The following is a 15498-nucleotide window of genomic DNA, read 5'->3' on the forward strand; positions in this document are numbered from 1 at the left end:
GCCGGGTTCCCCCGCGCTCCGCGCCTAGCCGGTCGCGGCGGTCAACGCGGCCACGACCTCGTCCTGCTCCTCGTCGGTCAGGCCGACGAAGTGGGGCAGGAGGATGTGGTCGGCGGCCACGCGCTCGGTCACGGGCAGCGAGGGGTTCTTGTCGCCCGCGTGGTACACGGGCTCCAGGTGGCAGGCGGTGATGCGTCGCGTGGCGACACCGCGCTGCGCCATGGCGGTCATGACTTCGATGCGCTCGTGCCCGACCAGGCGCACGAGGTAGGACTGGTAGACGTGCCCGAAGCCCTCGGGCTCGTACGGCAGCACCAGGGACGCGTTGTCCCGCAGCAGCTCGTCGTACCGGGCGGCCAGGGCACGGCGGGTCTTGACGACGTGGTCCAGCTTCGGCAGCTGCACCACGCCGACCGCGGCCTGGATGTCGGTCATCTTGTAGTTGAAGCCGACCTCGTCGTAGCTCTCCGCGATGACGGCGGTCGTGGTGTGCCGGGCCAGCGTCGAGATCGACGCCGCGTGCGCCCGCAGCGCCTTGAGCTTCGCCGCGACCTCGTCGCTGTCGGTGGTCACGACGCCGCCCTCACCCGTGGTGAGGATCTTGCGGGCGTCGAACGAGAACACCGTGATGTCGGAGATCGTGCCCAGCCGCACGCCGTCGATCGTCGCGCCGTACGCGGGCGCGGCGTCCTCGACGATCGGGATGCCGTGCTTCTCCGCGATGGCCCGCAGGGCGTGCAGGTCGGCCGGGAGGCCGATCTGGCTCGCGGGCATGATCGCCTTGGTGCGCGGCGTGATGAGCTGCTCGACGTGCGCGGGGTCGATGTTGTACGTGCGCTCGTCGATGTCGGCGAACACCGGCGTGGCACCGGTGTAGCGGATCGAGTTCGGCGTGGCGATGAACGTGAACGACGGGCAGATGACCTCGTCGCCCGCGCCGATCCCCAGCGCCGCCAGGGCCAGGTGCAGACCGGTCGTCGCGCTGTTCACGCTCACCGCGTGCTTCGCGCCGACCTGCTCGGCCACCAGCTCCTCGAACTTGGCCGCGCGCGGGCCGACCGACAGCCAGCCGGACAGCACGGCCGCCGCGGCGGCGTCCGCCTCCTCCTGGCCGACGTACAGGCGGGTGATGGGGATCATGCCGACGCTCCTTCGGACTTGGGCGCGATGTTCGGGTTGCCCTTGGCCGTCTCGACGCGCCACCACTCGACCAGCTCGCGGAGCCCGTCGTGCAGCGACACCGTGGACTCGAAGCCGAGCTTGGCCTTGGCGTTCGCGGTGCTCGCCAGGCGGCGCGGCACGGCGTTGACCTTGCGCTCGGGACCGTGCTCCGGGCGCAGGTCGGTACGGCCCATGACCTCCAGCAGCGCGTCGGCGAGCTGCGCGAGGCTGGTCTCCGTACCCGAGGCGACGTTGAACACCTCGTCGGTGGCGTCGCTCTTGGCCGACAGCACGTTGGCACGCGCGATGTCGGTGATGTAGACGAAGTCCATGGTGGCGCTGCCGTCGCCCAGGATCAGCGGCGGGATGCCCTGGTCGATCCGCTCCATCCAGCGGACCAGGACCTCGGTGTAGACGCCGAAGACGTCCATGCGCGGGCCGTAGACGTTGAAGTAGCGCAGGGCCACGTAGTCCAGGCCGTACATCTCGTGGAAGCTGCGCAGCAGGCCCTCGTTGTAGACCTTGGCCGCGCCGTAGAGCGTGCGGTTGCCGTAGGAGTGGTGGTTCTCCTCGGTCGGGAACAGCTCGGCCAGGCCGTAGATCGACGCCGACGACGCGGCGACGACCTTGGAGACCTTCGCCTGGACGGCCGCCTCCAGCACGTTGAACGTGCCGGTCGCGAGGACGTCGTGGGCGAGCCGGGGCTCCTCGGCGCACTGCGTGATCCGGATCGCGGCCTGGTGGAACACCAGGTCGACACCGTCCACGACGGACCGGACCAGTTCGACGTCGCGCAGGTCGCCCTCGACGAACTTGACCTTGCCGGCGTCCAGCGGACCGGCGAGGTTCTCCATCCGGCCGCGCACGAGGTTGTCGAGCACGACGATCTCGGACACGCCCTCGTCGAGGAGCTGGTCGGCGATGGTCGAGCCGATCAGGCCCGCACCGCCGGTGATCAGGACACGTGCGTCACGCAGGTTCACGCTTGGGCTCCGTAGTGGAAGGCGGGGTTCTTCAGGTAGTCCGCGAGACTCGGGTTCGTGCTGTCCTTCGCGGACAGCGTCGGGTCCTCGATCGGCCACGGCACGTTCACGTCCGCGTCGTTCCACGCCAGCAGGCCCTCGGCCGCCGGGTTGTGGAAACCGGTCGTCTTGTACTGGACCTCGGCCACCTCGGACAGCACGGCGAAACCGTGCGCGAACTCGGGGCCCATCAGCAGCTGGGTGCGGTTGGTCGCGCTCAGCTCGATGCCGAACCACTTCCCGAACGTCGGCGAGCCGACCCGGATGTCCACCACCACGTCCCAGATCGCGCCGACCGTGCAGCGCACGAGCCGGTGCTGCGGCGAAAGGCCGTTCTGGAAGTGGAAGCCGCGCAGCACGCCCTGACTCGACCGCGAGTGGTTGTCCTGGACGAAGTCCAGGTGCAGGCCGTGCTGTTCCCAGCGGCGCTTGCTGTAGGACTCGAAGAAGAAGCCGCGCTCGTCCTCGAACCATTCGGGCTGGACGACGAACACGCCTTCGAGCTCGGTCGGCGTGACCGTCATGTCCATGCCCTGCTTGGGGGCCGCTACCCCGGTCATGCAACCGCCTCTTCCTGTGCCAAACCCGTCGCGCCCCGGCCCGGGACGTCTCTGACGGTCACGAACTCGCCACCACCGGCGAGGCTTGCCGACGCCGCTTCCAGGATCGCCAGCACGCGCAGACCCGACCAACCGTCGGTCAGGGGGGCGCGCTTCTCGGCGATGGAGGCGGCGAATTCCTGCATGACACCGCGCAGGGCTTCCTTCTCCGGCAGCGCGGGCGCGACGGTGTCGCCCCGGCGGTAGGAGATGATCGCCTGGCGGCGGTCCTCGTCGCCCTCGACGCGGTCGGCGCCCCGGTCGTGCACGGACAGCCGCTGCACCATGTTCAGGTCGTCCCACACCACGGTCCGCCGCGAGCCGCCCACGATCATCGTGCGGATCTTGGTCGGCGAGAGCCAGTTGACGTGCACGTGCGCGAGCACGCCGTCGGACAGCTCCAGCGTGAGGTGGCCGACGCAGGCGCGGCCGGCGCCGATCGGGTCCGAGCCGTGCGCGGACACCCGGGTCACGCGCACGTCGTCGGGCAGGATCGCGTCGAAGATCGACAGGTCGTGCGGCGCGAGGTCCCACAGCACGTCCACGTCCGGCTGGACGAGGCCGAGGTTGATCCGCACCGAGTCCAGGTACTGCACGCTGCCGATCTCACCACTGCGCACGAGGTGGCGCAGGTGCTGGACGGTCGGCGTGTAGACGAACGTGTGGTCGAGCATGAGCGTGAGCCCGCGGCTCTCGGCCTCGCGCACCAACTCCAGGCCGTCCTCGTAGCTCGCCGCGAGCGGCTTCTCCACGAGGACGTGCTTGCCCGCGCGCAACGCGGCGAGCGCGACCGGCAGGTGCGTGGCCGCCGGGGTCGCGATGGCGACCGCGTCGACCGCGGGGTCGGCGAGCACGTCGTCGAGCGAGCCGGAGACCCGGACCGTCGAGTAGTCGCCGAGCACACGGCGGGCGCGCTCGGTGTCGAGGTCGCAGAGGTAGCGCAGCTTCAGCCCCGGCGTGGCCTGGGCGTTGCGCACCAGGTTGGGGCCCCAGTAGCCGGCGCCGACGACGGCGATGCCGATCGGCTGGTCCATTCCGTTCTCCAAGTCAGTAGGCCCCCGCGCCGCCGGTGACGGCCCGGATGGTCTTCCACAAGATCAGCGCGTCGAGGGCGAGGGACCAGTCCTCCACGTACCGCAGGTCGAGTCGCACCGACTCGTCCCACGAGAGGTCGCTGCGGCCGGACACCTGCCACAGACCGGTCATCCCGGGCTTGACCAGCAGGCGACGCCGCATGTCAGGCCCGTACTTCGCGCTCTCCTCGGGCAACGGCGGCCGAGGACCAACCAGCGACATGGAGCCGCCGAAGACGTTGAACAGCTGCGGCAGCTCGTCCATCGAGTACCGCCGCAGGACGCGGCCCACGCTGGTCACGCGGGGGTCGCGCTTCATCTTGAACAGCACGCCCGCGCCCTCGTTGACGGCTTCGAGTTCGGCGCGCAGCTTGTCGGCGTCGGTCACCATCGTGCGGAACTTGAGGATGGTGAACTGCCGACCGTCCTTGCCGACCCGGCGCTGCTTGTAGAGCACCGGACCGCGGGTGTCGATCATGATCGCCACGGCGACCGTGAGCAGCACCGGCGCCAGCAGCGCGAGCAGCAGCAGCGAGCCGAACTTGTCGACCATCAGCTTGATCATCCGGCGGATGCCGGTGAACGTCGGCTCCGACACCCGCAGCAACGGCATGCCGAGCACGCCCGTGACGTGCAGGCGGGGACCGGCGAAGTCCATCAGCGCGGGCGCGACGACCATCTCGGTGCCCGTGCCCTCCAGCTCCCAGGCGAGCTGCTGGAGGCGCCGCGGCGTCCAGTACGCGTCGGGCGTGACCGCGACGATGCGGTAACCGCCCCGGCGGACCTGCTCGGCCAGCTCGTTGAACCGGCCGACGACCGGGATGCCGTCGAGCTCGACGCCGATCTCGGCGCGACCGTCCACAGTGCACACCGCGTCGACCCGCCACCCCAGGTGGGGCGCGCGCCGGGTGCGGCCGATCAGGTCCTTGACCGTGTCGACGTTGCCGGCGGCCAGCACCGGCAGCAGGCAGCGGCCTTCGCCGCGGGCCCGGTGCAGCGGGCGGCGCAGCAGGTAGCGGACCGGGAACGCGACGAGCGCGATCGCCGGGCCGACCAGGAACACCCAGAGGCGGGCGCCCGGCAGGCCGGCGGCCAGGCCGCCCAGGCCCAGGACGACCACGGCCCCGACGAGCCCGCGTCCCAGTCTGCGGAACTCCTCGGCGCCCTGGCCGAGCACGGAGGTGTTCCAGACGCGGTTGACGTAGAGGGACGCGATCACCACGAGGATGGTCACGGCCTGGAGCGCCAACAGGGGCAACGGGCCGAAGGTCAGGTGGTTCGCGGACAGCAGGACGCCGGACAGCGCGACGACCACGACGGTGCACAGGACGTCGGCGGCGATGACGCCGTAACGGTAGGCGGGCTCCCAGCCGTTGACGGTGGGACTGGTCATGCGCTTGGTCGGGACCGCGCCCACGACGGGTCTGCGTCGCGTGGGCTGGACCTGCTCGCTCATCGTGAGTTTCCCCCGGTTCGGCCGGTTCGGACGTGCACGTACGCAGGGCATCCCCGACGGACCCGCAAGTGTGTGGCTGGCATAAATCCGCCGGGCTGTTTTCCTCACCTCGGCAAACCGTGATTCGTCACGTGCCCGGCAGGCGTTACACGGGTCGCGAACCGATTCGGACGCGTTTGGACCCCGGTGCCGCCATCGCGACGGTGGAGATTCACCGGGTGACTTCGCGTGACGTCCGTTGACTAGCGGAAAAGGCCGCCGATAGACCCTAGAGGACAGTCCACAGTGGTCACGAGGCGACCGGTCCACGCGTGGCGGGCTAGCTCATCGTCATCGGGACGGCCTTCGTTACAACGACTTTTCGAGATGAGTCGAAACCGACTCGGAATAGGACCGGAAATGGCCCCGGAACACCACGCGGGTTGCGGATGGCGACCACCCGCACACGGTCCGCACGCGACTATTCGGCGCAACGGGCTGGGTTGATCCGATCACACTTCGCCGGAATTCGTCCGGCGATCACCGGAACACTGTGACCCAGTTCACTTTTCGACCGGGCACAATGGTGTGGCCGACGTCATGGCAACCATCGGCGGTGTCGTGGTGCGCCGCCCGGCGCAAATGTCACCCGGTGCTCACGGGAGCTGACCGTTCGCGACCACGCGCGCTTTCTCCCCGCCGACCGCCACCACGTCGCCGTGGTGCAACTGGGCACCGCGGCGGTTCTCGACCCGGCCGTTGACCGTGACCTCGTCGGCTTCGACCAGCTCACGGGCGTGCGCACCGTGCTCGGCCAGCCCCGCCAGCTTGAGGAACTGGCCCAGTCGGATCATGTCGTCGGAGATCACGACTTCGGGGATGCGCATGGCCGTCATCATGCTCCCCGGCGGACCACCGGGATCACCCGGCCTTACGCCGCCGAACAGGTGAGAGCCAGACCCCGACACCGACCAGCATGATCGCGCCGCCGAGCAGCGGCCACACCGACAGCCGCGAGGACCACGGGTCCCGCTCGATGGTCAGGGAACTCTCGAAGGCCCGGCTCCGCTCGCCGACCGACCCGGCCGGCACCTCCTGGCCGGGGGCGAGCACCGTGAACAGGACGTTGCCCGAGGCACCCTCGAACACCCAGTTGAGCCTGTACACGCCGTTCTCGGTCGGCTTCGTCCCCTCGACCGTGGCCGACATCGTCCGGTCCGCGAAGTGGGAAGCGGTGCTCACCCCGCCGCCCGGCGAGTACAGCGCGAGGCTCGCGCGCAGCGAGTCCGGCTGGCGGTCGAAGACCAGCTCGACCCGGTCCGGGACGGCGGTGACGTAGTCCCCGTCGTACGGAGAGCTGCCCAGCAGGACCGGCGGTGCCGCGGCGGCGTCGACGATCGGCACGACACCGACCAGCGCGCCCGCGGCGAGCGCGAACGCCGTGAGTTTCCCCCTCATGGGCACAGTTCTACCGGGCGCGTTCCCCGGCTCGGCGGGCGCGGCACCCGTCAGCCGTCCTTACGCCGCCGCACGGGCGAGAACCACCAGCCCACGCCCGTCAACAGGGCGGCGAGCCCGACCACGGACCACCCGGGCATCGCGAACGGGGACAGGGACGGGGCATAGGAGTAGAACCCGACATCGGTGCCGGAAGACGCCGCTTCGGCCGTCGCGCGCAGGACGACCACAGCGCGACCCGCGTCGTCACCGGGATGCTGCGGCGCTGCCTCGTACGCGTGCCGGTCGACGACGAACCAGTACGTGCCGCCCGTGCCCATCGCGGTCCACGCGACCTCATAGACGCCGTCGGACAGCAGATCCGACCCGATCACCGGGTACGACACGGCGTCCCCGTCGAACCGCCGGACGCCCAACGGCTGTTCGGACCCCGCGGCCGACCGCAGGGTCACGTCCACCGACGCGGGATCGACGACCTGGTCGAACATCAGCGCGATCGCCGACGGCGGGACTTCGAGCACCTCCCCCGCACCCGGCTCGCTGTGGACCGGTCCCGGTTCCGCCGTCGCGTACGCGGGCCCTGCCGTGCCACCCCCGATGATCGCGACGACGAACGCCAACCCCGCCAAACGCCCCCTCATGGCCACAGTTCTACCGCGAGCGGACACCGCCGGCGGGCAGCCTTCGTCGAACGGGCGGCCTCGTCGGACGAACGGTCCACACGCCCGACACGAGGGAGTCCCACAATTCGAGAGGGGCACCCGGAGGGCGGCCGGCCGGAAGAGGGACACCGAAGACGGACACCGCGTCGGACGTCCGGTCCGACGCGGTGCCACCGTCTCAGCGGGTGGGCGGCGTGCCCTGGTCACCCGGCGGTCGCTGCCCGTCCGGCGGCTGTTGCCCGTTGCCCTGACCCCGGCCGTCGCCCCGACCGTCGCGCTGACCGGGGAACTGGCCGCTCTCCAGGATCAGGTCGGCGGTGTCCGCGGTGGCCACGACCGTGACGCTGTCGCCCTTGGCGAGGTCGTCCACGTCGCCCTGGCCGCCGTTGACCTTGGTGTCACCGTCGATCTTGTAGGTCTTGCTGTACCCGTCGGTGCTCTTGACCGTCACGGAGTCCGAGGCGACCTCGGTCACCTCGCCGATCTGGAACTCGCCGTGCGCGGTGTCGCCGAACATCAGGCCGGGACCACCCATCATCATGCCGCCGGGACCGCCGCGGCCGTAGCCGCCGCCCCGGGGCCCCAGGCCCGCCTGCGCGGCGTCGGAGTTGCTCGCCGCGTAGATCACACCGCCACCGGCCGCGGCGATGCCGACCGCGATCGCCACGGCGGCGATCGTCTTGCGACCGGACCAGCGCGGCCCGGGAGCGTCGGCCTGCGGCGGCGGTGCGTCGCCCCAGGTCGGGTTCTCGGAGTTCTCAGTCATGACGACAACAGTGCGGGTCGTGTCTGTGCGTGGGCTGTGAAGCCCTTGGGCGTCCTCTGTGCGTCGGCCGCGCCGCAGCGTCACGGCGGCGTCGCGGCCTCACAGGTGGTACACAGGATCGGCACAGCGTTGCCCCAACCGGACCACAGACGATCGGACCATGCGCGAGGTGACCTCCCCCGAACTCCGCCGGCCCGACGGTACCCCGGTGCGGGTGCTGGTGGTCGACGACGAGTCCACTCTGGCCGAACTCATGTCCATGGCGCTGCGGATGGAACGCTGGGAGGTCCGCACCGCGCTGGACGGCGCCAACGCGGTCCGCGTGGCCCGCGAGTTCCGCCCCGACGCGGTCGTGCTCGACGTGATGCTGCCCGACTTCGACGGCCTGGAGGTGCTGCGCCGGCTGCGCGCCGACCAGCCCGCGCTGCCTGTCCTGTTCCTCACCGCCAAAGACGCGGTCGAGGACCGGATCGCCGGGCTGACCGCCGGTGGCGACGACTACGTCACCAAGCCGTTCAGCCTGGAGGAGGTAGTGCTGCGGCTGCGCGCGTTGCTGCGCCGCACCGGCGTGACCGAGGCGACGGCCGGCACCGAACTGGTGGTCGGCGACCTCGTGCTCGACGAGGAGACCCGCGAGGTGCGCCGGGGCGGGCAGGCCGTCGAGTTGACCGCGACCGAGTTCGAACTGCTGAGGTTCCTGATGCGCAACCCGAAGCGGGTGCTGAGCAAGGCCCAGATCCTGGACCGGGTGTGGAGCTACGACTTCGGCGGCCAGGCCAACATCGTCGAGCTGTACATCTCCTACCTGCGCAAGAAGATCGACGCCGGGCGCGTGCCGATGATCCACACGATGCGGGGCGCGGGATATGTCCTCAAGCCCGCGCCCTGAGCGCCTCAAGCGTTGGAGTCCTAAGGGTTGGCGCCCAAAGGGTTGGCGCCCAAAGGGTTGGCGCCCTGAGAGTTGGGCTCTGCGGACCCGGCTCGTCGTCGGCGTGGTCGGTCTGCTCGCCGCGATCTGCGTCGTCATCGGCGTGGTGGCCAGCTTCGCCCTGCGCGACTTCATGGTGTCCAAACTGGACGAGGAACTCGTCCGCACCGCCGACCGGGCGGCCGGGTTCACCGGGATGCCCCGCCCGGACGGCGACAGCTCCCTGAAACCCCTGGACTTCCCCGGTTTCGGCCCGGGGACGTTGCTCCTGACGTTCCGCGACGGCGCCGCCGACTCCGCCGGACGCCTGCGTCCGGGCTCGGGCAACCGCGAGGAACTGCCGGGCGACCAGCAGCGGCTGCTGGACTCCGTGCCCACCGACGGCCTGCCCAGGACCGTGGACCTCGGCACGCTCGGCGCCTACCGGGTGATCGGCGTGGCCAACCACCGCGGTGACAAGGTGGTCGCGGGCCTGCCGATGGCCACTGTGGACGCGAACACGGTGCAGCTCGGGCTGATCCTCGGCGGCGTGGGACTGGCCGGGCTGATCGCGATCGGCCTGGTCGGCGTCTCGGTGATCCGCCGGGCCCTGCGCCCGCTGGAACGCGTGGCCGACACCGCGACCCGCGTGGCCGAACTCCCGTTGCACGAGGGCGAGGTGGCCCTGGCGGAACGGGTGTCCGAACAGGACTCGAACCCGGCGACCGAGGTGGGCCGCGTCGGGCTGGCGCTCAACCGGATGCTCGGCCACGTCGGCAACGCCCTGGCCGCCCGGCACGCCAGCGAGACCCGCGTCCGGCAGTTCGTCGCGGACGCCTCCCACGAACTGCGCACCCCCCTGGCCGCCATCCGCGGCTACGCCGAGCTGACCAGGCGGGCCAACGCCGACGTGCCGCCCGAGATCGGCTACGCGATGGGCCGCGTCGAGTCCGAGGCCGTGCGCATGACGTCGCTCGTCGAAGACCTGTTGCTGCTGGCCCGCCTCGACGCCGGGCGCCCGCTGGAGTTCGGCCCGGTCGACCTGACCGCGTTGGTCGTGGACACCGTCAACGACGCCCGGATCGCGGGCGGGGACCACGACTGGAAGCTGGAGCTGCCGCCCGAGCCGGTCACCGTGTCCGGCGACCGCGACCGCCTGCACCAGGTGCTGGCCAACCTGCTGTCGAACGCGCGGGTCCACACCCCGCACGGGACGACGGTCACCACCTCGTTGTCCGTGGGGGACGGCGGCGCGACCGAACTGACCGTCGTGGACGACGGACCCGGTGTGCCGGCGGGTCTCCAGCCCGAGGTCTTCGAACGCTTCGCGCGCGGCGACGGCTCGCGGTCCCGGGCCGCCGGGAGCACCGGCCTGGGCCTGTCCATCGTGTCCGCGGTGGTGACCGCGCACGGCGGCACCGTGGCGTTGACCAGCCACCCCGGCCACACCAGGTTCGCGGTCCGCCTGCCCGGCTGACCGGTCGTCCACAGCTCGCTCACAGGAACAGCACAAGGACACCCCAGGGCGCACCGGCACCGTCGGCTCCATGCGAGCGCGACTACCTCTCCTCCTCCTGCTGGCCGGCACCGCCGTGCTGTACCTGTGGCGCCTGGGCGACTCGGGCTGGGCCAACGCGTACTACTCGGCGGCGGCCCAGGCGGGGGCCGAGAGCTGGACGGCCTGGTTCTACGGGTCCACCGACCCGGCCAACGCCATCACCGTCGACAAGACCCCGGCGTCCCTGTGGGTCATGGGATTGTCGGCCAGGCTGTTCGGCGTCAACGCGTGGAGCATCCTCGCTCCCCAGGCCCTGATGGGCGTGGCGAGCGTGGGACTCCTCTACGCCACCGTGAAGCGCACCTCGGGCCGGGCCGCCGGGCTGATCGCCGGCGCGGTCCTGGCGCTGACCCCGGTGGCCGTGCTGATGTTCCGCTTCAACAACCCCGACGCCCTGCTGGTGCTCCTGCTCGTGGCCGGCGCCTACTGCACCGTGCGCGCCACCGAAGCGGCAAGCGCGAGATGGCTCGCCCTGGCGGGCGCGGCGGTCGGCTTCGCCTTCCTGGCCAAGATGCTCCAGGCGTTCCTCGTGCTCCCCGCCTTCGGCCTGGTCTACCTGCTCGCCGCGAACGCGCGGCCCGTGCGAAAGCTCGTGCATCTGACGGCGGCGCTGGGCACCATGGTGGTGGCGGGTGGTTGGTGGGTGCTCGCCGTCGAGCTGGTGCCCGCCGGATCCCGGCCCTACATCGGGGGTTCGCAGGGCGACAGCGTCCTGGAACTCACGCTCGGTTACAACGGACTGGGCCGATTGACGGGCGACGAGGTCGGCAGCGTCGGCGGTGGTCGCGGAGGGGGCTGGGGCGGTACGGGCTGGTCCCGACTGCTCGGGTCCGAAATGGGCAGTCAGATCGCCTGGTTGCTCCCCACCGCGTTGGTGCTGTTGCTCTCCGCGTGGTGGTTCGCCTCCCGCAGCGATCGGGTCGGGCTCGGACTGTGGGGTGGCTGGCTGGTCGTCACGGCGGCCGTCTTCAGCTTCATGAACGGGATCATCCACGCGTACTACACCGTGGCGCTGGCACCCGCGATCGGCGCGATCGTCGGCATCGGCGCGGTCGCGCTGTGGCGACGGCGACACGATGCGATCGCGGCGGCGGCGTTGTCCGGCGCCGTGGCCGTGACCGCGCTCCAGTGCTACCTGTTGCTCGCCGAGTGGTCGACCGGCCTGGCCGCGACGGTGCTCGTGCTCGGTCTGCTCGCCGCGGTCGGGCTGTTCCTGTCGTCGGTGGTCCCGGCCGCCGCGGTGGTGCCGGTGGCGTTGGCCGCCGCGCTGCTGGGACCGGGCGCGTACTCCGTGGCCACGGCCGACACCCCGCACTCGGGCGCGATCCCCAGCGCGGGCCCGGGTCGCGGCATGGGTTTCGGCGGCATGGGCGGTGGCATGGGCGGCCTGCTCAGCGCACCCGAACCGAGTGCCGAGGTCGTGTCCGTGCTGCGCGCGGACGCCGACTCGTACACGTGGGCGGCGGCCGTCGTCGGCTCGAACAACGCGGCGGGCCACCAGCTCGGCGCGGACGTCCCGGTCATGGCCGTCGGCGGGTTCAACGGCACCGACCCCGCACCCACCCTGGAACAGTTCCAGAAGTATGTCGCGGAAGGACGCGTCCACTACTTCATCGCGGGCTCGATGATGCGGGGCGAGACCGGCAGCGACGCCGCCGCACGCATCGCCGAGTGGGTCGACGAGACCTTCACCGCCCGCACCGTCGACGGCGTCACGCTCTACGAGCTGACCGTGTCGGGTCTCGCGGCGGCCGGTCTCACAGCGGACGCACAGCGATGACACACGGGGCACCCAGCGACGCCTTCGAAGGTGATCCCATGACAACCGCGACGCTCACGACGACCACGGTGCTCGACGTGGTGGTCCCCGTGTACAACGAGGAACGCGACCTCGCGCCGTGCGTGCGCAAGCTGCACGCGGACCTCGCCCGGACCTTCCCGTACCCCTTCCGGATCACCATCGCCGACAACGCGAGCACCGACGGGACCGCCGCCGTCGCGGAGGCGTTGGCCGGGGAACTGCCGCACGTCGCCGCCGTCCACCTGGCCGAGAAAGGGCGCGGTCGTGCGCTCAAGGCCGTGTGGAGCGCGTCCGACGCGGCCGTCCTGGCGTACATGGACGTCGACCTGTCCACCGACCTGGCCGCGCTGGGCCCGCTGGTCGCACCGCTGATCTCCGGCCACTCCGACGTCGCGATCGGCAGCCGGCTCGCGCGCGGCGCGCGGGTCGTGCGCGGACCCAAGCGCGAGTTCCTCTCCCGCTGCTACAACCTGATCCTGCGCGGCGCGCTGGCCGCCCGGTTCACCGACGCGCAGTGCGGCTTCAAAGCGATCCGCGCCGACGTGGCCCGCCGACTGCTGCCGCACGTCGAGGACACCGGCTGGTTCTTCGACACCGAGCTGCTCGTGCTCGCCGAACGCGCGGGCGCCCGCATCCACGAGGTCCCGGTCGACTGGATCGACGACCCGGACAGCCGCGTCGACATCGTGTCCACGGCCGTCGCCGACCTCAAAGGCGTGGCCAGGGTCGCGCGCGGCCTGATGACCGGCCGGATCCCGATCGGCGACCTGCGCGCCCAACTGGGCCGCCGCCCGCTGGAGCCGACGACGCCGGGCGTGCCGCCCGGCCTGTTCAAGCAGCTCGTCCGGTTCGGCGCGGTCGGCGTCGCCAGCACGCTCGCCTACCTGCTGCTGTTCGTGCTGCTGCGCGGCGGCATCGGCGCGCAGGGTGCGAACCTGGTGGCATTGTTGCTCACCGCGATCGCGAACACCGCCGCGAACCGGCGTTTCACCTTCGGCGTGCGCGGTCGGGACGGCGCCGGTCGCCACCAGTTCGAGGGCCTGCTCGTCTTCGCCCTCGGACTCGCCCTGACCAGCGGTTCGCTGTTCCTGCTGCACCGGTTCGCCCAACCCGGCGGCACGGCCGAGCTGGTCACCGTGATCGGCGCGAACCTGATGGCCACCGTCCTGCGGTTCCTGTTGCTGCGCAACTGGGTGTTCCGCACCCGTCCGTCCACTGTGGAGAATTCCTGATGACCGCGACCCTGACGGCGACTTCCGAACGGCCCGCCGAGGCCGCCGAACGCCGAGGCCGGAACCTCACGACACCCGCCCTGGTCGTCCTCTTGCTGGGCACGGCGGTGCTGTACCTGTGGAACCTCACCGACTCCGGGTGGGGCAACAGCTACTACGCCGCGGCGACCCAGGCCGGTGCGCAGAGCTGGACGGCCTGGCTGTTCGGCGGCCTGGACGCGGGCGGCGCGATCACCGTGGACAAGCCGCCCGCCGCGCTGTGGGTGAGTGGCCTGTTCGCCCGGGTGTTCGGTTTCTCGTCCTGGAGCGCGCTCGCACCGCAGGCGATCGAGGGCGTGCTCGCCGTGTGGCTGTTGTACGCCACCGTCAAGCGCACGTCCGGCGCGGTGGCGGGCCTGCTGGCCGGGCTCGCGCTGGCCGTGACGCCGGTCGCGGTGCTGATGTTCCGGTTCAACCTGCCCGACGCGCTGCTCGTGCTGCTCATGGTCGCCGGCGCGTACTGCACCGTCCGCGCGATCGAGAAGGCGAGTGCCTGGTGGTTGGCGCTCGCGGGCGTGGCGATCGGGTTCGCGTTCCTGGCGAAGATGGGCCAGGCGTTCATGGTGCTGCCCGCGTTCGCGGTGGCGTACCTGCTGGCCGCGCCGACGTCGCCGGCCAAGCGGTTCCTGCACCTGCTGGGCGCGGGCGCGGCCGTGATCGTGTCCGCCGGCTGGTTCATCGTGCTGGTCGAGCTGTGGCCGAAGGACTCGCGGCCCTACATCGGCGGCTCGGCCGACGACTCGCTGTGGGAACTCGCCTTGGCCTACAACGGTCTCGGCCGGATCTTCGGCGGCGGCGCCGGCGGCGGCATGGGCGGCGGCATGGGCAACGGCAACGTCGGGTTCGGCGGCAGCACCGGCATCGACCGGCTGTTCGGCGCGTCCATGGGCGCGGAGATCTCGTGGCTGCTGCCCGCCGCGCTGATCGGCCTGGTCGCGGGCCTGTGGTTCGCCCGGGGCCGGCCGCGCACGGACCGCACGCGGGCGTCGCTCGTGCTGTGGGGTCTGTGGGTGATCGTGAACGGCGTGACGTTCAGCTTCATGAGCGGCATCACGCACCCGTACTACACCGTGGCCGTGGCGCCGGGTGTCGCCGCGCTGGTCGCGATCTCCGGGCGTGAGCTGTGGCGTGGGCGCAAGCACCTGCCGGTGCGCATCACGTTGGCGGTGATGGTCGCCGCGTCCGGGTTCTGGGGCTTCGCCCTGCTGGCCCGGTTCGGCGACTGGCTGCCGGCGTTGCGCTGGGTCGAGGCGGGGCTGACCGTGCTGGTGGCCACGGCGATCGTGATGGGCGTGCGACGCACGGCGGCGCTCGCGGTCGTGACGTCGCTGGTCTCGGCGGCGGCGATCGGCGTCGCCACGGCGTCGACCACGCACTCCGGCTCGATCCCGATGTCGGGGCCGGCCGGGTACTCGTCCGGGATGGGCGGCTTCGGCGGCCCCGGCGAGGGTGACGATTCGTCGGCGGAACTGAGCGCGTTGTTGCGCGACACCACGGGGACGTGGGCGGCGGCGACGGTCAGTGCGCAGGGCGCGGCGTCGTTGTCGCTGGCGTCCGGCCGCGCCGTGATCGGCATCGGCGGGTGGAGCGGCAACGACCCGGCGCCGACCCTGGAGGAGTTCAAGCGGTACGTCGCCGACGGGCGGATCGGGTACTTCGTCTCAGGTGGCCGCGGCGGGATGGGCGGTGGCGGCGACATCGCGTCGTGGGTCGCCGACAACTTCACCGCGCAGACCATCGACGGGCAGACCGTCTACAAGCTGGGCTAGTTGTACTGCCCTGAGA

The 15498-nt window shown here is 71.3% G+C and carries 14 protein-coding genes; 5 read left to right on the forward strand and 9 right to left on the reverse strand.

The window, feature by feature from the left end; translation table 11 throughout:
* Positions 1-24 precede the first annotated feature (24 nt).
* From F4559_RS22265 to F4559_RS22305, 9 genes are all read right to left on the reverse strand, one after another.
* Positions 25-1140, reverse strand: coding sequence for a DegT/DnrJ/EryC1/StrS family aminotransferase (locus F4559_RS22265; RefSeq protein WP_184671630.1), 1116 nt, complete (start codon positions 1138-1140; stop codon positions 25-27).
* Positions 1137-2144, reverse strand: coding sequence for an NAD-dependent epimerase/dehydratase family protein (locus F4559_RS22270; protein ID WP_312865771.1), 1008 nt, complete (start codon positions 2142-2144; stop codon positions 1137-1139). The genes F4559_RS22265 and F4559_RS22270 overlap by 4 nt, the downstream gene beginning before the upstream one ends.
* Positions 2141-2743 carry a dTDP-4-dehydrorhamnose 3,5-epimerase gene (gene rfbC / locus F4559_RS22275; protein ID WP_184671632.1) on the reverse strand — a complete coding sequence of 201 codons (603 nt, stop codon included), beginning with the start codon at positions 2741-2743 and terminating at the stop codon, positions 2141-2143. The genes F4559_RS22270 and rfbC overlap by 4 nt, the downstream gene beginning before the upstream one ends.
* Positions 2740-3816 (reverse strand): Gfo/Idh/MocA family protein, encoded by a 1077-nt coding sequence (locus tag F4559_RS22280; protein ID WP_184671634.1) that lies wholly within the window; start codon positions 3814-3816, stop codon positions 2740-2742. The genes rfbC and F4559_RS22280 overlap by 4 nt, the downstream gene beginning before the upstream one ends.
* A 13-nt stretch (positions 3817-3829) precedes the next feature.
* Complete coding sequence (locus F4559_RS22285; protein WP_246446192.1) at positions 3830-5248, reverse strand: sugar transferase; 1419 nt, start codon at positions 5246-5248, stop codon at positions 3830-3832.
* A 698-nt stretch (positions 5249-5946) separates the two neighbouring features.
* Complete coding sequence (locus tag F4559_RS22290; protein ID WP_184671638.1) at positions 5947-6177, reverse strand: RNA-binding S4 domain-containing protein; 231 nt, start codon at positions 6175-6177, stop codon at positions 5947-5949.
* A 34-nt stretch (positions 6178-6211) separates the two neighbouring features.
* Complete coding sequence (locus F4559_RS22295) at positions 6212-6748, reverse strand: copper resistance CopC family protein (RefSeq protein WP_184671640.1); 537 nt, start codon at positions 6746-6748, stop codon at positions 6212-6214.
* A 50-nt stretch (positions 6749-6798) separates the two neighbouring features.
* Positions 6799-7389 (reverse strand): copper resistance CopC family protein, encoded by a 591-nt coding sequence (locus F4559_RS22300; protein ID WP_184671642.1) that lies wholly within the window; start codon positions 7387-7389, stop codon positions 6799-6801.
* A 199-nt stretch (positions 7390-7588) separates the two neighbouring features.
* A complete protein-coding gene (locus tag F4559_RS22305) occupies positions 7589-8176 on the reverse strand; it encodes a hypothetical protein (RefSeq protein WP_184671644.1) in 588 nt (195 codons plus the stop codon).
* Positions 8177-8336: 160 nt separating this feature from the next.
* On the opposite strand from F4559_RS22305, the gene F4559_RS22310 reads away from it, so the two are divergent.
* The 5 genes from F4559_RS22310 to F4559_RS22330 all read left to right on the forward strand — a co-directional run bounded on the left by F4559_RS22310 (position 8337) and on the right by F4559_RS22330 (position 15482).
* Positions 8337-9065: a response regulator transcription factor gene (locus F4559_RS22310; RefSeq protein ID WP_184671645.1), complete on the forward strand. Its 729-nt coding sequence runs from the start codon at positions 8337-8339 to the stop codon at positions 9063-9065.
* Complete coding sequence (locus F4559_RS22315) at positions 9043-10560, forward strand: sensor histidine kinase (RefSeq protein ID WP_221447343.1); 1518 nt, start codon at positions 9043-9045, stop codon at positions 10558-10560. The genes F4559_RS22310 and F4559_RS22315 overlap by 23 nt, the downstream gene beginning before the upstream one ends.
* A gap of 70 nt (positions 10561-10630) precedes the next feature.
* Positions 10631-12421: an ArnT family glycosyltransferase gene (locus tag F4559_RS22320; RefSeq protein WP_184671646.1), complete on the forward strand. Its 1791-nt coding sequence runs from the start codon at positions 10631-10633 to the stop codon at positions 12419-12421.
* 38 nt (positions 12422-12459) lie between these two features.
* Complete coding sequence (locus F4559_RS22325; protein WP_246445303.1) at positions 12460-13674, forward strand: bifunctional glycosyltransferase family 2/GtrA family protein; 1215 nt, start codon at positions 12460-12462, stop codon at positions 13672-13674.
* Positions 13674-15482, forward strand: a complete 1809-nt coding sequence (locus F4559_RS22330; RefSeq protein WP_184671649.1) for an ArnT family glycosyltransferase — start codon at positions 13674-13676, stop codon at positions 15480-15482. Before F4559_RS22325 ends, F4559_RS22330 begins: the two co-directional genes overlap by 1 nt.
* The last annotated feature ends 16 nt before the right edge of the window (positions 15483-15498 follow it).

Origin of the sequence: Saccharothrix violaceirubra, from assembly GCF_014203755.1 — a bacterium.
Taxonomy (GTDB): domain Bacteria; phylum Actinomycetota; class Actinomycetes; order Mycobacteriales; family Pseudonocardiaceae; genus Actinosynnema; species Actinosynnema violaceirubrum.